Raw genomic sequence first — 15948 nt, forward strand, 5'->3', positions numbered from 1 at the left:
CTAAATTCATATTCAACATATTTGTTTTCTCCTTTTAATAGGACGCCAAAAGCCAGTAGTGGAATACTGGCTTTTTTATTTGGTTTAATTGTGAAAAAAACATGCAAAAACGACCGATGCAAAATAATTGCATAGGTTAATTGTGGAATTTTAGATTTTGGAATAAATAAAGATTAGCGTTTCCGCTTAAGTCATAGAATTATTAATTCGTGTTATAATTTATATATGAAAATATGATGAACGCATTTACGCTAGGATGGCTTGTGCTTTTTCAGCACTACGATATTAAAGAACGAAGACTCCCCACACGGGCGGGGCATTAATTGTAATTAGCCAGTCTTTTTTAGAGGACTGCTTGCTCCAAGAAAACCTAGAGCATTCAAGTATAGTGTGTACTTTGTCAGCACACCCAAATTGTTCAAAGAGCGATATTCAATCGAATATAAGCTAGCACACGCGAAGATAATATTCCACCAACAAAAAAGCCCCGTAGGGGGCTTCTGTCAGATCATGGTTCATTGAGGTTCAATCCAGGCTATCCCAATCGGGCAGGTCGTTAACTTTTTTTCGCCACCGATGATATGCAGCCATAGATACACCAAAAAAAATACCAGTAGTGATACTTGAAATAATAGCGCCGGTAAGTGACATGCCCTCATCTTGCCAAGCAAAAAACCACATAAGAAGTCCCCACATAGGCGCGAACCACATTCCCATCGGTATTGCAATTTGCCAAAATGAGGCAAAAGGAAGTGGTGGTATCTTGAAGCCCATTTTCCATAATATACGTAGCAAAGGGGGCGCATAGTTGCTACTCCACATTTTTTTGCTTTCCATGATGGCAATAGCACGCTCTTTCCGTTGTTCAAAATTCATACTTCTCTCCTTGAATTATTCTAAGGGCTTTACAAAGATGCAAAGTCCGTAAGGGGCTATTTACTGTAATTTGCATCTCTGTATATGAAATTACTATCTCACAATTTCCAACCACAAGCCTGAGATATCTCTTTTGCCACCTCATTTATGTGGTCTATTTTGAACTCAGCGATTATTTGAATCTGACCGTCTGGTATATATCCAACGACAATATTTTGCTTACCATATATTTTTCTTATAAATTGCACTGGACTTGGAGAAAATGCACTATCATTACTTCCGCCTATTTCCCAATTTTCAGTTATTGCATTTTGTTTATCTATTCTAAATGTCACCTTAGCATCATTTTCAATTCCTAAATATTCATCCGTTGCTATATAGGCTTCTGTTGTATTGTTTTCACAACGCAATACCAAAGACTCTTCCCCGTTCTCTGATGACAACACTGCAAAATAATCTATCTTGTCAGTGAGCTTATTTACTTCTTTTGTGATATCCCATTCTCCAAGCTTTGGCATATCGCTTGCCATTACATTAAAGGATAAAAAACATACTGTAATTAACCACGTAACGCGCTTTTTCACTACAATTCCTCATTGTTAATTTTATATACAATACTAACTAATGAGGAGGCATAGCTCAATAATCCATACTTAAGAGAGTTTGTGTAATTAAACTTAGATTAACGCCAGTGCCAAGCTGTTATTTATTGTGATTATTGTATGCTTTTTTAATTCCCTTCATGCCTTCATTGAAAGCATCAGTAGCTAATATAGTTAACTTTTGGCAGTTGTAATCATCCATATATCTCAAACAATGGAAAGATGGCCTGATCTCTTTTTCTTTACCATTTACAGGAACCAAGGTAGCTGAACCACCTAAAAACCTATCATCTGATGGAGAGTATGTTGAGATATAAGTATCAGATACTGTATTAATACGTATTCCTGTGATTCGCTCTAGCTTTTCAGGCACATTCGCCCACACAGCACTACATTCTGAATCACCAGTGCAGTGCTGGTTTTCTGCGGTCACTTTAGGTAATGGTTCTTTCTCTTTGGATTGAGCAGAGCACCCATTCAAAGTCAGCGCAACAACAAAACCAGCAATTAACTTCTTCATTTTCATCTTCACCTGAGTTAGCTACATAAATCTTAATAAAAGTATGGTGCAAAATGAAGCAAATAAGGGCTTGTAGTAGATCACCGTTTTAAATAGTCTGCTTTATACAGTCCCATAACTTTATTAAAAAAATTCGTTGCATCAATTATATCTCTTTCGCAATCCTTGGGTGTTGCGTGTCTATGGCAATAAAATGTTGCTTTCATTTGATAATCACCATTGGGTTGCTGTATTTTTGCCACTCTCGCGCCTAATTGTCTCGTATCAATTGCAGGATATGTAGAGATAAAGGTATCACTCTCACTACTTACCTTCATTCGAGATGCCTTACCAATTTTATCAGGCACGATAGACCACAAGTAACTGCACATTGCCTCTGAATTGCAAGTTACCGGCTCCGTATTTATAACAGGAATGGGGCGACTATCGGTCATCTGAGCACACCCGCTCAGAGCTAGAGCTGTAGTCATCCCAACAATTAACCTTTTCATCTCCATCTCCATCTCCATTTGAGCAAACTATATGAATCTTAGTCAAAAAACGATGAAAAATGAAGCAAATAAGGCTAAAGTTCATTCCAATGCCCCTAACGCCCCTTAATAGTTCGATATAATGCAGAAGCTGGATTATTTAGCATCCGACTAACACCGACTTCAACCATTTGCTGAAACTCACGTCTAACTGCTACTACATCATTAGTGCTAGTAGCTGATTGCTGCTGATTACCAATATTAATATCACCATATAATGCCACCGTAGCATCTCTATCTACAGATGCAGGTTGCATACCGTACATCCTTGGCGTTAGAGTATTCGTAGCCACTGACTGAGAAGCGCCGACATAACCACCAGCTGCATAACCTCGTTTCGTACTGTTCATTAAGCTATATAGATTTTCAATACCTAAACGTTGGGTAGCCTCTTTGGTGAAGACAAACTCTCCTCCGTGGACTATGCCCTTTGGCTCATACTTACCACCATTTCCAGTGTAACCTCCACCAGCAAACCCGAACCATGTCTTACCAAATTCAGTACCACCGAATGCCGCTTTCATTGCTTGCAACATAGCCATTTGCACTAACATTTTGGTAATCATCTCAAGAATAGATTTAGTGAAACCAGCAAAATCAGCCTTGCCCGTAAGCAAAAAATCAGCCATCGTGTTACTCATGCCAGCAAATGTGGTCTGTGATATTTGAGCAACGTTGGCATATGTATTTGTGGCTTGGTCTTTGAACTCAGCGAAACCCTTTTTAAGACCGGCTTCCCAATCCTCTCTCATTTTCTCTTTCTTAGCGTAATCAGCCTCTATATCTTGGATTTGCTCCCTATAAATCGGATCACTAATCGAGCCCCCCTCTTTCTCCCAATTAGTTTGTGCTTGTGATTTTGCCCTATAAAGCTCAGCCTCTCTACTACTCATCGCCATAGTTTCAATCATTAAACGAGTCTCAGCATTCAGTTGCTGCATATCCTTTATGGCTTTATCTCTGAGGTCATTTAATCGTTTTTGAGCTATAACCTTATCTCCCATAAAAGCAAGCTCACGATGGGATTCCAAAATGGATTCTTTTTGTAGAAGTAGTGACTGCTCATTCTGAGTGAGCTTTCTCTTTCGTTGCGCTTCTTCCAAAATAGCAAATTTTGCTTCCATATTTTGCAGTTTCTTGCGCTCAGAGCTAATTACATCATTAACCGTTTTGTGCCTCTCAAGAACCCTTAACTGCGCTTGCAGAGAGAGTAACTCTTTCCTTGCTGCTTCATCCGCACGAGTGCCTGCATCAACTTTAAACTTAGGCTCCTTAGGAGGTTTTTTCCCAGCACCGGGCATTTTGCGGTCACGGTGCTTATAGTTGATCATCTTTTTATATTCTTCGTACTGTTCCTTTGTTAATGCGTGCTTATCAGCTTCTAGTTTTGCCAGTTTTTCCTTTTTTTGGGTTTCCCAGCTTGCATACTGGTTATACCAGAATTGCTGAATTCTAAAATTTTGAATCGCTATCTGTTCATTATTCTTTTTGGCTTGCTCCTGCGCTTTCTTGAGATCAACTTGGAATTTTTCTTCTTTGAGGGCTTCAATTTCAGTTTTTAGCCCGTCAAGTCGATACTGTGGCGTGATAAATAAATTATTCAGACTGTTAAGTAACTCTTCTTTTTCACGGATTTGTTCATCTAAAGTGCTTTTCCTACCCTTGCTGAGCATGGCATCCCAAGCCCCTTTAGCTGCGTTCTGAACTCCCAGCCATGCAGATTCAAGGAAACCTAGATTTTGAGTTATATCATTCGCACCATCATTGATGGATTGTGCATAAGCATCGATAGCAATTTTAGCCGCGGCTGTTTTATTACCTTGTAGTTCTAATGTATTAATTTGCTCCAATTGCGCAGCGGTCAAATGGTGATTAGCTTTCTCCAATTCTAACGACATTTTTAACGGTTCGTCCTGCAACCGCTGAAATTGGTTTATTGTCGTTTCAATTGCCTGACCAGTAATGTAATTCATTTGTGCTGCGGCCTTAGCAACACGAGATATTTCGTTATCCCTAAATAATCCTGTACCAACCACACTGGCAATAGAATCTGCCATTGCTGAACGAGAGATACCATTACCCGACATGATACGGGCCATTTCATTGAGCTGCCCGGCTGTTTTGTTGGCGTAATTACCTGTTAAGATAAGCTGCTTATTGAATTCGGTGAACTCCTTTTCTGCGGTATAGGCAATCTTAGCGGCACTCCCTAACACTGTTACTACAGTGCCAATCCCACCCCCGCGCAGTAGGCCACCCATTCCTATTGCGCTAGCAATATTTTTAAATCCATTAATGATGTTTTTATTTTTCCCGCTTAAGCCTTTGGTTTCCTTACTCGTTTCTTTTAACTTGCCAATATAAATATCTGCCGCAGAGCTAACACCTAATTGCGCCGCCCTATATCTCAGCAATTCATTACGACTGAGGCTCTGAGTTGCAATCTGGTCTTTCAATCTGGTTAGAAACGCCTGACCTGCTGCTGCCTGTTTCGCATCAGCCTCTGCCATTTGTTTCTTTTTGCCGATAATGTCAGACAGAATATTACGATAAGATTCAAGGTCTAATTTCTCAGATTTTCTGGCTTTTCTGGCCTCTGCCTGAATCTTGGTTAACTGCTCTGTTGAGGTCGCATTGCGTTTAATAGCATCAATCTGTTTGAAAAACGCTTCTGCGACTTTATCTTGCTCCGCGGCAAGAGCCTTTGCAGATGCGGCTGCTTTTTGCTCTTTGATTGCTAAATCGGAAACATTTTTATGTACCCGATCAATCTCTTTAGCCATGGCCGCAGATGCGACGGCGCTCTTTTCTGATTGGCTAGCAAATTTATTTGTAGAGCCACTCGCTTTATCCGCCGCATTTTTAAATGAATTTAACTTTTGTTCACCCCTTTCAAGATCAGAGGTGTTAACCTTTAGTGAAATGGTTGCGACATCAGTCATTTGTATTTTCCTTCGGGGATAAAAAACCTCCCGAAGGAGGTCATAAAAGGTATTACTGCTTCTTGTGCATCAATCCGAGTGCTTTGATTTCCATGACCCGAATATCATTAAACACGGTCGCCCTGTCTTTGATGTTGAGATAATCCATAACCTGATTTAGTGGTGAATAGTCCAGCCCGGTTGCCCCATTCATCCCCACACGCCATTGTGTCTGCATAGCACTAAACACCAGATATGAATCCCAGACATCAGGCCAGACTTCAACATCAAGCTGCTCAGGGATAAAACCAAAGGCACGCTGAAAATCAGCGGCATCCTTTGCGTTCATCCCGCTATACAGTGCTTCAGCGACCGTGATTAGTTTTTTTCCCGATTACCCAGTAATTCGTTGTAGTACGTGGTTGTGATCGCCGTGGTTGCTGATGGGTAGTTATCCAGCAATAACCTCAGGTTTTCAGTGTTGTAAGGTTCCTCTATCGCCCAACCGGTAATAATCTGCTCAAAGAATGCCTGAGCCGGCATCTCCCGCATTTTATCCAACTCACTGATCGGCTTGTGATTGAATGTGAAGGTCACCACTTCCGGTTTTTCTTGACCCGCTACAGGGATCTGAACATTTGCTTTGAATTTAGGATTAGGAACAAGTGTAAAAGCCATAAAAAATCCTCAAAAGAAAGCCCCATAACGGGGCTGTAATTATTCTGCGTTGGTGTAAATCTGCATATCAGATTTGAGAGAGAAACGGGCTGTCACGTTCTCCACCTCGTTTATAGCGGTATTGGGTACACGTTGAAACGACACGGAGGCGGTGTAATATCGGTCTTCGGCAGCACGCTTATTAAAGAACCGAATAGCTGTAATCTGCTTGCTATCATCCAGTTTCATGAGCAGTTTACGAATGGGCAATTTGGCGTCATGAGCAAAGGTATAAACCTGAACAACGCCATTTTTATAAGTGTCGATAGTTTCAGCCTGCTCATCCTCCAGAAACTGAACCTCCTGCGTTTGCTGCTCCCCCCCTTCAGTGGAAAGTGTCATAACTTGCGGCATCACTTCCCATGACAATACTTTCTTCAGTGAACCCGCCCCACCACCAGCAGGGAATGTATTTTTGTCTGTCGTATCCAATCCTTCCAATGTAATGGCTTTTTCTGCGACGAGCTTGACACGGTAAGCCCCGGACGCTTTCTTCCAACCAGAATTGACATGAACAATGTCACCTTTAGTGATACCAACAGCTGCTCCAACTGTCAGCACTACCTCTTCAGCATTAGACGCTGCGGAGAACTTAATATCATCTCCGTATTCGCTTGCTAGATAAACACGAGAGCCATTAGGGATGTTATAGGCCATCATTAACCTCTTTTATGTATAAAAAAACCGCTAATTGCGGCCATTATCGAATTGCATCACATCGATATGATGTACGTATGGGAATGGTGTAATTTGCGCCATCCTGAATGGAGGGAAAGACGCTGGGGTCATCATTGAGATACAGGCTTTTAGTCAGTGACAAGCCATTCGGTAAATATTCAGTTATCCGATCGGCAAGTTGTGTTAACACTGATTCACCAGAGCCAGATTTCCCTACAACACTCACTTGAATGACACCACGAAATACCAGCATATCCAGCGATAAACCGATATTTTGTGTTGTTGCAGGCATAATGTGCAGTTGCAGATAGGGATCGTTAATGTCACTAAATGGCATGTTGGGCCACGCCACGCGCAAATCTTCCTGCTTGGCTATTCTGGCAATCAGCGAACGAATAGCCTCATTTATCGTTGACTGATTCATGATTTTGTTTCCGATACCGCTTCACTGAAAAGTTTCTGAAATGCCTGTGCTGTCACGGCAACCATACCGTTTGGCGCTTGTTTGGAGTGGCCCATTTCAAGGCGATAGGCATAGGGCACATTATTTGAAAAATAGACTGCTTTAACGCCAACTTTAAACTGCCCAATCATCAGATCACCGATGGCTTGGGTCAGATTTCCGTTCTTATCAATACGCCCGGTCTCTTCGGCTGGAACTTCATCAAAAGTCACCTGCCAATTCCCTCTAAACCGACCGCCGGTATATCCAGAAGGGGCTTTGATATCCATGGAGTCAGTGACGCGAGCCCGTTTTTTTAGCTGCCGCCTTTTGGGGGTTAAATTATTGGGATCTGATTGTTGCTGCTCATTCCAGTCATACACCGCCTGATTATAAGCTCTTGCCGTACTGTTCACGGCCCATAGCTCAGGGTTGCCCACGGGAGACATGACAATCAATCGTGACAATATCTTGATAAACGTTCCCTTCGATGCAGCTTCAATATTACCTTTGGCTTTATTCACAAACGCATCAATGGATGCCATAAATGGATCTGCCATCTCACGTCCTCAGTTGGGATTGATAACAAAGCACGATATCAGCAGGTTTAACTGGGTTAGGCTCAATCACTCTCAGCCAAACCTCATCCACCAGCACTAAATCCCCTTTCTCTATCTGCACATCAGAAGAGAACACCATTTTGATATCCGTAGACAGTATCAGTGAGCCATCAATTTCATTCGGGTTATACCTGACTTTCACACCAGTAGCATTGAACTGTCGTTCCGGTTCGTTACGCTCCCGGCCTTCATCATCCACCCAGTGTCTCCCTTTGCGCTTAACGACAAGTTCAGCGCCATATTGCTTGAGTAGTCGCCCAGAAGTTTTCTGTATTCTGGAATAAAACTTTGCCACGCTTACCCCCGGAATACTTGAAATGTCATACCGTTATCAGACAGAAAATCACGTAACAGAGAATTAAGCCAAACCATATTCGGTGTGCCGGAGTTAGTACCCTCTCGGTAGGTTACTGATACAGCCCCACTGACAGTCTCAGACAGGACTTCGCCACCAACCGTGGGCGTAAGATCATATTCAAGCGAGTCAATCGCCAAACGGCATTGTGCCTGTATTAATTGCACCGGGATTCCATAACTCGGCAATAACTCGCCATCGGCATAAATACCTTTTCTCGGAAAGGCCAATGGCTGCCCCAATATTGATTTCTGCCCTTTCCATTGTCGTGTGGATAGATAGTCCATCGCCTGAAACAAAAGGGCTGGCAGGTTGCTATCATCCGATAAATGGTAACCACGCTGAACAGCAAACTGCTTTAAATCCTCAACACTGGCGTAGCTATTAAACGTTGGCGAGTTTTTATCTGAATCAATCATGCTCACCTCAAAATAAAGGGGCAATTAAGCCCCTTACGATTACTTATTGTCGACCGTAGTCGTTGCTGTGGTATCTTTACCAAACGTCACCATAACACCGGCAGTATCCTTGATGCTGGTTACAATTTGCTTCCAGTTGGATTTAGCCCCCAGCTGATCATTTGTCGGTGACTTGATGCTATCTTTCGCCCATTGATAACCGCGCAGACCAATAGTGAAGTCGTACTCACCCTGCATCAGCGCCTTGATATTCTCCGTACCGAGGACATCCTGTGCTTTCATGATGAGCGGTGACGTTTGAACAGCCGCAGCCCCCACAACCAAGCCCAGCGAGTGTTGCTTTTCACCATCCGCCAATGCCGGAATATCTGACACCACAAAACGACGACCGAAACCATCCTGTTTGATAGCAACATTACCAATCTGGAACAGATTACTGGCGTTTGCCAGTGTCTCATCCATAAAATCGTTGAACGTTGCCCCGTCCATTAGCCACGCCACAATACGTGAGTAGGCATCACCAAACGGACGAGTTGCCCGGTTCAGGCCGCGTAAAGAGGGGGCTTTTTTCTCGGCTGATAGATCGGTAATAACCTCCGTATTGCCCGAAATAGCGGCTTTCAATGCCGAGCCTGTCGTATTCAGGTAGTCTTGCAGCATAGCTTCCGCAGACTGAGCGGCGACAACCGCTGAGGCTTCTGAGACATCCTTACCCAGGCGCTTCATCATGGTGGGCGTAACAGAAACAGGACCAATACGTCCGTCGACCTTCACCATGCGATCCAAAATCTGACCTAATTCCTGCGGGGTAAGATTACCCGAAGCATAGGCGTTACGACGCTGAGCCAGACCACCCAGTAATTGCCACGATGTCTGTTCCACAAAATCACCAATGTGATCACCGTTACCGAGAACCAAAGCACCACCTGATGCCTCGTTAAATTCTCGGACAGCCTGATCAACCAGTTCAGTAGCGGCGGTGGAGACTTGTTTTTGAAAAATTTCTAACGACATTCAATTATTCCTCTGATTTAGCAATGATTTCACGAGCACGATCCACTAATGAATTCGTGCTTTTTGGCTTCTCGCCGCCTCCGGCAGGTGGTTTTCCTTTGCCGCCGTCACCCCCGGTTCCAGTGGCTTTGCTACCGATAATTACCGGTGCAAATAATTGGTTACTGCGAAACTCTTTTTCCAACTCATCAATAGATAACGCTGAAAGCTGACCGCCAGAATCAACAACGCGGGTCTTCCCCTCTTCGACTGTCAGACGTGATTTAATATGCGGCATAATTAACGGCGCGCTATCCCCTGCCAATTTAGCCGCCAATGACTGCGCAACGTTATCCACCAGCAAAGTGCGAAGATTAGTGTCTTTCGCTTCAAGTTGGGTCAACAACTCTTTTTCACGTGCGGTGAGTTTTTCAGACCAACTTTTTTCCAATGCCTCGATATCCCCATTTTTGCGGGCCTGTTCTTCTGCGGCTTTCTTCGCTGCCTCTTCTGCCTGACGGCGTTTTTCCTGCTCTGATTTCTTCTCAGAAAGCAGTTCATCCACTTTCTTTTGCAAACCAGAAACATCAGGTATTTCAGGCATCCCTTCGATCTGTAACTGATATTTGTCACCCTGTGCTTTGTACATGGCTTTTTGTTCATCAGTTAAGGCCTCAAACTCTTCTTTTGTTAATGCAAATTTAAACATCGTCAACCTCAGGTCTTGATGATGCAGTCACCGACTGCGGACAATAAAAAAGGCCACCGAAGTGACCTTGTGAATTTTTTACCGGCTATACGTAGCCAGCCTCTCTGAACGCTTGTTCGTCTATCTCTTTAAGTGTATCCAGTGAGATAAACTCCCCCTTATCTGTGTAAAACTCTGATGGATGCATACCACCCTCTTTCATAAGACGATAGCGAGTTTCACCAAATACCTGCTTTTGCCGCCATGCAGGTTGCCGCTGAATCCACGCAAGAAAGGTGGTATTCTCCGGCACCTGACCATTCATTGATGCTCTTGTACCTTCACTCATTTCATTCGCGTCAATACCGAGCTCCCGCCATGATTTCACCACCAGCGTTTCCATTGAACGGCAATTAAAATGTATTTTACCGGGGCCTTGCAGGTAAGGAATTTTGTGGTCGATAGGCTTATCACTCAGTGTGTATTTCAACCCATCACGGATAATGCAATCATTGGACGTTTTGTTATCCAATGTTGATACCCAGCGCTTGCAATCGAAAATATCCTTGTTAGCTTTTGCAAACTGTTCTCTTGCGGTTGCCTGTAAATGGCTTATCGCTGTTTTGGCGATACTGGTTGCATTGGCACGACTTATTTGCAGTGCGCCATCCTTGTACCCCTGATTGGCATGCCCCCTGATTTTACGCCCTATTTCAACCGCACTGCTGCCATGTAAATAGCCATTGCGAACCGCATTATTGATCCTGACCATGCGGTCTGCCGCCAATCCCTCCGCCCATTCTGATAACAATTTCCCCTGAAACGGTCGAGACATCACAGAGGAATACAGCATTTCTTCCGTAATGCCTATTAGTGGGTATTTTTTCAGTGCCCCATCAGGTAGCAAAGATTCAAATAATGACGGATAGTAGCCAATCTCATAACGCACATGCTCCAGCATTTCACTGGATAACACCGAAAAGGCGCTCTCAACAGCACTTTTATTTATCCTTCTGACGCTGAAAAGCAATGACTCCAGTCGTTGGGCAGTAAAGCTATGACTATCAAGGCGAGTATCATCCAGCGCGACAATCAAAGATGCCGTTAATTCTGCGTCAAATTCATTTAATGCCTTAACCATTCTACGGGCAACATGGGTTGAATAACGTCCCGAGAACAAGGAATGAGCAATCAATTCATCCATTATCATGTTATTGATGGATTTCATTTATCACTCCAGTATTTCAGGTGTTTTGTTTCTCAGCTGATCTTCGATATCTTCCGGCTGCTCATCCTGAGGGACAATATTGATACTTTGCAGATAGCGAATAAAGTCAATTTTACGCATCTCGCCCGACTGAACAGCAGATAACAACGTGGAGATCGCCGCAGAATCAAGTTGAGCGGTATCATAAATTTTATTCAGCTCAATAGCGGCCTCACCCACACCGGCAAACTGGATACAGAACTGCAATGCCCGGTTAAACGCCTGCTCCACGTTACCGGCACAGAGAGACAAAATAGAGTTATCTGTTTGCGCCTCATTTTGTGCTTGGGTGGCGGTACGCGCAGAAGTGCCACGCTCAATTAACTTAGCTCCCAGCATCGCCATTTGCTTTTCCCTTCGTTCCGCCACCGTTATCTGCATATTACGCTCTTCCGGCTGGGCGAACTTCATATCGCCGTTTTGAGGAAGAAGAACACCATTGCGCGAACCAACGGTAAAACCATCACGGAAATATTTGTCTGCCCATTCATCGGTCAGTCCAGTGAGCGCCACCATCGGCTGTCCGACTGTATGCGCTGACTCTGCGATATCGGCTTCCGCCTGATAATGCTTGATATTCACATAGGCAATATCGGCCAGCGGTGGTGCATCCGGCGTGTGATCATTGTTCATTGAGCCAATCCACGCCCACGGGAGTTCAGATAACGGCAACCCGAAGGCGTCTTTAAGCCCCACCCATTCCCCCGTAATCACACTGCCCTCCTTATACCAGTTTCGTGAATACGCCTTGCCTTCAATAAGCCTCAGCTCAACCCAGCAATCAATCAGTTGTAACTCGAAATTATCAGAGTCCCTCGGCTCCTGATAATGGACAACAACCAGTGATGTTTTTCCGTTAGTTACCCGCCAGTTAATGATTTGCTTTGCTGTGAATAAACGAATATACGGACGGCCTTTTTCAGCCTCTGACTGAATACCCGAACCGGAGTAATCAGCTAATAATCCAGCACGCCCACGCTGTAGGACTTGAGATAATGAATCTCGTATCATCTGCGTTAACGGCTGCCCCTCGCCATCGATATCTGTTTCCAAATATTCAATACCACCAGCGATATTCACTTTGACAGGCTTATTAAAGGCAATACCGAGCAACCCAAACAGTGTCCGCCCTGTGGCATTAATAAAAGACGCCCGGAGCAGGTATTTTTTATAGCGCTCATTACTTGGGTCATCTTTGTTTTTCTTATCCGCCGGATGCGGTAGATACTTTTCACCTCGACTCTTAACAACCCGTTCGCCATCAACACAATCGCCGATCATGTTCCATTCTGGCAAAAATTCGGTGTACGCCGGATGTTTGTAATCAACGTTTGTATTCATGTTAGTTCCAGTTGAAATTGATTATCTTAGTGAGATCAGATCTCACAATGGGGTATTCAAATGAAATGTAATAACCACCTGCATCATTGGCATGGTCAAAACCTGCTGTTTTATCCGGCTCACCAGAGGGTAACCAGATTTGCTGCTCCAGCGACTCGCTATAATTAGGGCACCTATCAGCATTGACGAAATAACGCCTTTCCCCTTCGGCATTCAGGAACATGGCGTTCATTGAATTAACGCGATCTTTTACTGATGGATTAGTGCCATTGACATGAACTGTAAGCCCGGCTCTTTTGAGCAAGGCAATATCAGTCTCTGATGCATTAACTGACTTCCGGCTATTGCCGCTGGCATCTGGGTAAACGTGAATTTTGTTTTCTGAATACCGGTTTTGCAGTGTTTTGATAACGTCAGGTGTGTCGTAACCATCTATTATTTCGTCTACTGCATGAGGCAACCCAGAGCGCTTCACATGAATAATCGCCGCCATCTTGCCAACGTTAAAATCCATACCGACAAATATTGGTTCATTGCCTAATACCGTTTCCGTACTGCTATTCTCTTTCCTGTCATAGCAGTGATAAACCGTTCCGCTTGTCAGGTTAACGAATTCACCGTCAAGATAAGCATCGATTAATTGAGGCGGATAACTTGCCTTCAGGGAGTCCGCATAATCATTGGGTAAAAATGGATTGCTGTATGTAGACGCCTGAACCATTTGATAACCGTCTTTAGGGTTACGCTTCCATGTTTTATATACAAAGCGGAATCCTTCGGGTGTGGTGTAGACGCTTACCCGGTTAAATGGCTTCTCTATGCCAAACGGACGTTGACGATTACGGGCAATAACTTTTATCCAAACATCATTTGCATGCTGTTCTTTTAGTGTGTCAATTTCATCAATGTGCGCCCGATAAGACTCATACCCGACAATACGTGCTGGGTTATCCAGTGTACGCAGAACAAAATCACCAATACCGGAAGTGGCAGTATAGATAATGTTTTCTGACTTATTGTATTTATAGCGAATGCCATACTCAGATAATTTCTCTTCCATGCGAGGCGCAAGGATAAGCCGTATTAGATCATAGGTTGGTTCATACATAGCTATCAGCGCATTAGATGAATGAGATGCATCTCGAAAAGCAGAAACAGCCATTGTTTCAGTCTTACCGGTGCCAAACCCGCCAACAAACGCCGGATACTTACACCGGAGACTGAAAAACTTACCCTGAGGTGGTGTCAGTGTCGCCCTGATTGTTTTCCCCGACAATTATCACCTCCATTCTTTTTATAGGTTGCTCTTTTTCTGTATCGATTTCTTTTTGCAGTTTATCTGCTTCAAGTTTCGTTTTACGTGTTACCGCTAACCTGAATTCAGTATCAGCTATCACTTTCGGTAGCGTGGCCCGATCAATATCAAGACTCGCTAAAGTACGTTCTATGGATTCAATGCGCGCAATATTGCGATCTAGAGCCTGTTCAGCACCCATAATCTGTTTTGCAATATCACCACGTAATTCCGAATCTTCGGCCGACTCAAAATCAGTGCGCAACTTGCCAAGGATGTTTGTCACTGACAATGTTCTTGCCCGAACAAACAATAATTCCTGAGCCAAATCCAGCTCTGCCGCATCTTCAAACAGCTCTTCTGAATCAGGCAGATATTTAGAGTAACCAGAGTGCTTTACCGCTACGTTGTTGCCAATCTCAAAAGGCGGAGCGGTGTTGGAATTGCGCTTTTTTGAATTGCGCACTTTGCGGGTTTCGTTTTGCGCAGTTTTGTGCGCAGTTGGATATTTGATATACCTTCGGGCGGTTGAATAATTTAATCCCTGAGACTCACACCATTCTTTCGGTGATACACCCGTTTCGGCATGGTCAGATAGGAACTTATTTTTAAGCTCGCCCCAGTCCGGCCTAGCCATTTTATTTCCTTATCTTGAAAGTAACCCACCAGGCATCAATTCACGCGTCACGAACTGACGTAATTCTTCACGGACTATCTGACGGATGTGATCATCATAGCTTGCTTTGATTGATTGCAGAGAACCAATAACAGTCCTTATCTGTCCTTCCAAGTCACGAACCTCAATTTTATCGTCAGTGCTAGCAATCCGCGCTGTATCTGCTTTCGACTTGAATGCATTGTGAAGAGTAATACTTTTAGGGGCGGATTCGGTAAACCCGATAACCCCAGTGCGTACACCTTCTTTATCGTAAGATGCCATGTATCTAGCTGTCTGTACCGATGTGCTACCATCTTCATTAATGTGAATTATCATCATTGTTTTTGCCTCATTCAGAATAAATAACTGGTCTGATTTATATAACCCCGTACTTTTTTAGTCGGGACGATATAAAGTTCTGCATAAGTCACGCGTCACCCCCTAAATATGGGCAATGTCCGATAATCGGACTTTGGTCATTTAACTACATAGCTATCACTACTCTGTGAATCATGATGGCAATGTAAGCCGTCTCTCCGGCTGTCACATCACTTTGCCTGCCTACAGCGGATGTTGCTGATAATGACCTGTTATTCTCAGGGGCATGGGTTATTTTTGATTCAGTCAGTACGCTCGATGAAAAGGAGACATGTCATAGCTAATACCGACAGACGGCGATAACCCGGCGCAAAGGTGTATCGATACACCTGAAGAGGTGCGCACAAAAGAGTTATGTAAAAACAGATGGTTAAGTCGTTTTGTCCAGCCCCTTGCGCACAAGCAACATATTGAAAGACAAGGAGTTTATGACTTTTGTCCAGCATATAAATTAACCCTAGCCATATCTCTACAGTCGCAAATAAAAATGCCGCCAGTTCGTGTGCGTAGGGTACGCGGTGAGAACGAAGTGGCAGCATGAGTTATCTGTATTCCTTTAACCACTCAGGGAATGGGTAAAGAAATATTGGGTTTAGTTTTGTGCATTAACCGAGCATTAACAATTGCTCATTTATTATTCAGTGGAGAT

At 43.7% G+C, this 15948-nt stretch carries 20 protein-coding genes; all 20 read right to left on the reverse strand.

The window, feature by feature from the left end; genetic code table 11:
* Positions 1-525 precede the first annotated feature (525 nt).
* Complete coding sequence (locus AACS90_RS16935) at positions 526-876, reverse strand: DUF6404 family protein (RefSeq protein WP_099123399.1); 351 nt, start codon at positions 874-876, stop codon at positions 526-528.
* Positions 877-974: 98 nt separating this feature from the next.
* Positions 975-1460 carry a type VI secretion system-associated protein TagO gene (locus tag AACS90_RS16940; protein ID WP_099123400.1) on the reverse strand — a complete coding sequence of 162 codons (486 nt, stop codon included), beginning with the start codon at positions 1458-1460 and terminating at the stop codon, positions 975-977.
* Between the two features lie 118 nt (positions 1461-1578).
* Positions 1579-1998, reverse strand: a complete 420-nt coding sequence (locus AACS90_RS16945; protein WP_153043697.1) for a hypothetical protein — start codon at positions 1996-1998, stop codon at positions 1579-1581.
* 80 nt (positions 1999-2078) lie between these two features.
* Positions 2079-2489: a hypothetical protein gene (locus tag AACS90_RS16950; protein ID WP_099126043.1), complete on the reverse strand. Its 411-nt coding sequence runs from the start codon at positions 2487-2489 to the stop codon at positions 2079-2081.
* A gap of 95 nt (positions 2490-2584) precedes the next feature.
* Complete coding sequence (locus AACS90_RS16955; protein ID WP_099123403.1) at positions 2585-5470, reverse strand: phage tail tape measure protein; 2886 nt, start codon at positions 5468-5470, stop codon at positions 2585-2587.
* A gap of 52 nt (positions 5471-5522) precedes the next feature.
* Entirely contained in the window at positions 5523-5798 is a 276-nt protein-coding gene (locus AACS90_RS16960) for a DUF1799 domain-containing protein (protein WP_099123404.1), read from the reverse strand.
* 29 nt (positions 5799-5827) lie between these two features.
* Entirely contained in the window at positions 5828-6127 is a 300-nt protein-coding gene (locus AACS90_RS16965) for a phage tail assembly chaperone (protein WP_099123405.1), read from the reverse strand.
* A 39-nt stretch (positions 6128-6166) separates the two neighbouring features.
* Entirely contained in the window at positions 6167-6826 is a 660-nt protein-coding gene (locus AACS90_RS16970) for a phage tail protein (RefSeq protein WP_241538316.1), read from the reverse strand.
* Positions 6827-6866: 40 nt separating this feature from the next.
* Positions 6867-7268 carry a phage tail terminator-like protein gene (locus AACS90_RS16975; protein WP_099123407.1) on the reverse strand — a complete coding sequence of 134 codons (402 nt, stop codon included), beginning with the start codon at positions 7266-7268 and terminating at the stop codon, positions 6867-6869.
* Positions 7265-7846, reverse strand: coding sequence for a hypothetical protein (locus AACS90_RS16980; protein WP_099123408.1), 582 nt, complete (start codon positions 7844-7846; stop codon positions 7265-7267). The genes AACS90_RS16975 and AACS90_RS16980 overlap by 4 nt, the downstream gene beginning before the upstream one ends.
* A gap of 1 nt (position 7847) precedes the next feature.
* Positions 7848-8201, reverse strand: a complete 354-nt coding sequence (locus tag AACS90_RS16985) for a hypothetical protein (RefSeq protein WP_099123409.1) — start codon at positions 8199-8201, stop codon at positions 7848-7850.
* A 2-nt stretch (positions 8202-8203) separates the two neighbouring features.
* Positions 8204-8680 (reverse strand): DnaT-like ssDNA-binding protein, encoded by a 477-nt coding sequence (locus AACS90_RS16990; protein WP_099123410.1) that lies wholly within the window; start codon positions 8678-8680, stop codon positions 8204-8206.
* 39 nt (positions 8681-8719) lie between these two features.
* Complete coding sequence (locus AACS90_RS16995; protein ID WP_099123411.1) at positions 8720-9694, reverse strand: major capsid protein; 975 nt, start codon at positions 9692-9694, stop codon at positions 8720-8722.
* A gap of 4 nt (positions 9695-9698) precedes the next feature.
* Complete coding sequence (locus AACS90_RS17000) at positions 9699-10382, reverse strand: hypothetical protein (RefSeq protein ID WP_099123412.1); 684 nt, start codon at positions 10380-10382, stop codon at positions 9699-9701.
* Positions 10383-10467: 85 nt separating this feature from the next.
* A complete protein-coding gene (locus tag AACS90_RS17005) occupies positions 10468-11589 on the reverse strand; it encodes a phage minor head protein (protein WP_099123413.1) in 1122 nt (373 codons plus the stop codon).
* Positions 11590-11592: 3 nt separating this feature from the next.
* Positions 11593-12969, reverse strand: a complete 1377-nt coding sequence (locus AACS90_RS17010) for a DUF4055 domain-containing protein (RefSeq protein ID WP_099123414.1) — start codon at positions 12967-12969, stop codon at positions 11593-11595.
* Between the two features lies 1 nt (position 12970).
* Positions 12971-14245, reverse strand: a complete 1275-nt coding sequence (locus tag AACS90_RS17015; RefSeq protein ID WP_241538317.1) for a terminase large subunit domain-containing protein — start codon at positions 14243-14245, stop codon at positions 12971-12973.
* Positions 14199-14900 carry a terminase gene (locus AACS90_RS17020; protein ID WP_099123415.1) on the reverse strand — a complete coding sequence of 234 codons (702 nt, stop codon included), beginning with the start codon at positions 14898-14900 and terminating at the stop codon, positions 14199-14201. The genes AACS90_RS17015 and AACS90_RS17020 overlap by 47 nt, the downstream gene beginning before the upstream one ends.
* Positions 14901-14909: 9 nt before the next feature.
* Positions 14910-15260: a hypothetical protein gene (locus tag AACS90_RS17025; RefSeq protein WP_099123416.1), complete on the reverse strand. Its 351-nt coding sequence runs from the start codon at positions 15258-15260 to the stop codon at positions 14910-14912.
* A gap of 281 nt (positions 15261-15541) precedes the next feature.
* The gene (locus tag AACS90_RS17030; protein WP_099123417.1) at positions 15542-15838 is read right to left on the reverse strand and encodes a hypothetical protein; all 297 of its coding nucleotides are present in this window, start codon (positions 15836-15838) and stop codon (positions 15542-15544) included.
* Between the last annotated feature and the right edge of the window lie 110 nt (positions 15839-15948).

The organism is Xenorhabdus sp. KK7.4 (assembly GCF_963876465.1).
Lineage (GTDB): Bacteria > Pseudomonadota > Gammaproteobacteria > Enterobacterales > Enterobacteriaceae > Xenorhabdus > Xenorhabdus stockiae.

What these genes read in the sequence shown, in the direction of transcription:
- AACS90_RS16935 (WP_099123399.1), bottom strand. Translation starts at nt 876, where the DNA reads ATGAATTTTGAACAACGGAAAGAGCGTGCTATTGCCATCATGGAAAGC.
- AACS90_RS16945 (WP_153043697.1), bottom strand. Translation starts at nt 1,998, where the DNA reads ATGAAGAAGTTAATTGCTGGTTTTGTTGTTGCGCTGACTTTGAATGGG.
- AACS90_RS16950 (WP_099126043.1), bottom strand. Translation starts at nt 2,489, where the DNA reads ATGAAAAGGTTAATTGTTGGGATGACTACAGCTCTAGCTCTGAGCGGG.
- AACS90_RS16955 (WP_099123403.1), bottom strand. Translation starts at nt 5,470, where the DNA reads ATGACTGATGTCGCAACCATTTCACTAAAGGTTAACACCTCTGATCTT.
- AACS90_RS16960 (WP_099123404.1), bottom strand. Translation starts at nt 5,798, where the DNA reads ATGAACGCAAAGGATGCCGCTGATTTTCAGCGTGCCTTTGGTTTTATC.
- AACS90_RS16965 (WP_099123405.1), bottom strand. Translation starts at nt 6,127, where the DNA reads ATGGCTTTTACACTTGTTCCTAATCCTAAATTCAAAGCAAATGTTCAG.
- AACS90_RS16970 (WP_241538316.1), bottom strand. Translation starts at nt 6,826, where the DNA reads ATGATGGCCTATAACATCCCTAATGGCTCTCGTGTTTATCTAGCAAGC.
- AACS90_RS16975 (WP_099123407.1), bottom strand. Translation starts at nt 7,268, where the DNA reads ATGAATCAGTCAACGATAAATGAGGCTATTCGTTCGCTGATTGCCAGA.
- AACS90_RS16980 (WP_099123408.1), bottom strand. Translation starts at nt 7,846, where the DNA reads ATGGCAGATCCATTTATGGCATCCATTGATGCGTTTGTGAATAAAGCC.
- AACS90_RS16990 (WP_099123410.1), bottom strand. Translation starts at nt 8,680, where the DNA reads ATGATTGATTCAGATAAAAACTCGCCAACGTTTAATAGCTACGCCAGT.
- AACS90_RS16995 (WP_099123411.1), bottom strand. Translation starts at nt 9,694, where the DNA reads ATGTCGTTAGAAATTTTTCAAAAACAAGTCTCCACCGCCGCTACTGAA.
- AACS90_RS17000 (WP_099123412.1), bottom strand. Translation starts at nt 10,382, where the DNA reads ATGTTTAAATTTGCATTAACAAAAGAAGAGTTTGAGGCCTTAACTGAT.
- AACS90_RS17005 (WP_099123413.1), bottom strand. Translation starts at nt 11,589, where the DNA reads ATGAAATCCATCAATAACATGATAATGGATGAATTGATTGCTCATTCC.
- AACS90_RS17010 (WP_099123414.1), bottom strand. Translation starts at nt 12,969, where the DNA reads ATGAATACAAACGTTGATTACAAACATCCGGCGTACACCGAATTTTTG.
- AACS90_RS17020 (WP_099123415.1), bottom strand. Translation starts at nt 14,900, where the DNA reads ATGGCTAGGCCGGACTGGGGCGAGCTTAAAAATAAGTTCCTATCTGAC.
- AACS90_RS17025 (WP_099123416.1), bottom strand. Translation starts at nt 15,260, where the DNA reads ATGATGATAATTCACATTAATGAAGATGGTAGCACATCGGTACAGACA.
- AACS90_RS17030 (WP_099123417.1), bottom strand. Translation starts at nt 15,838, where the DNA reads ATGCTGCCACTTCGTTCTCACCGCGTACCCTACGCACACGAACTGGCG.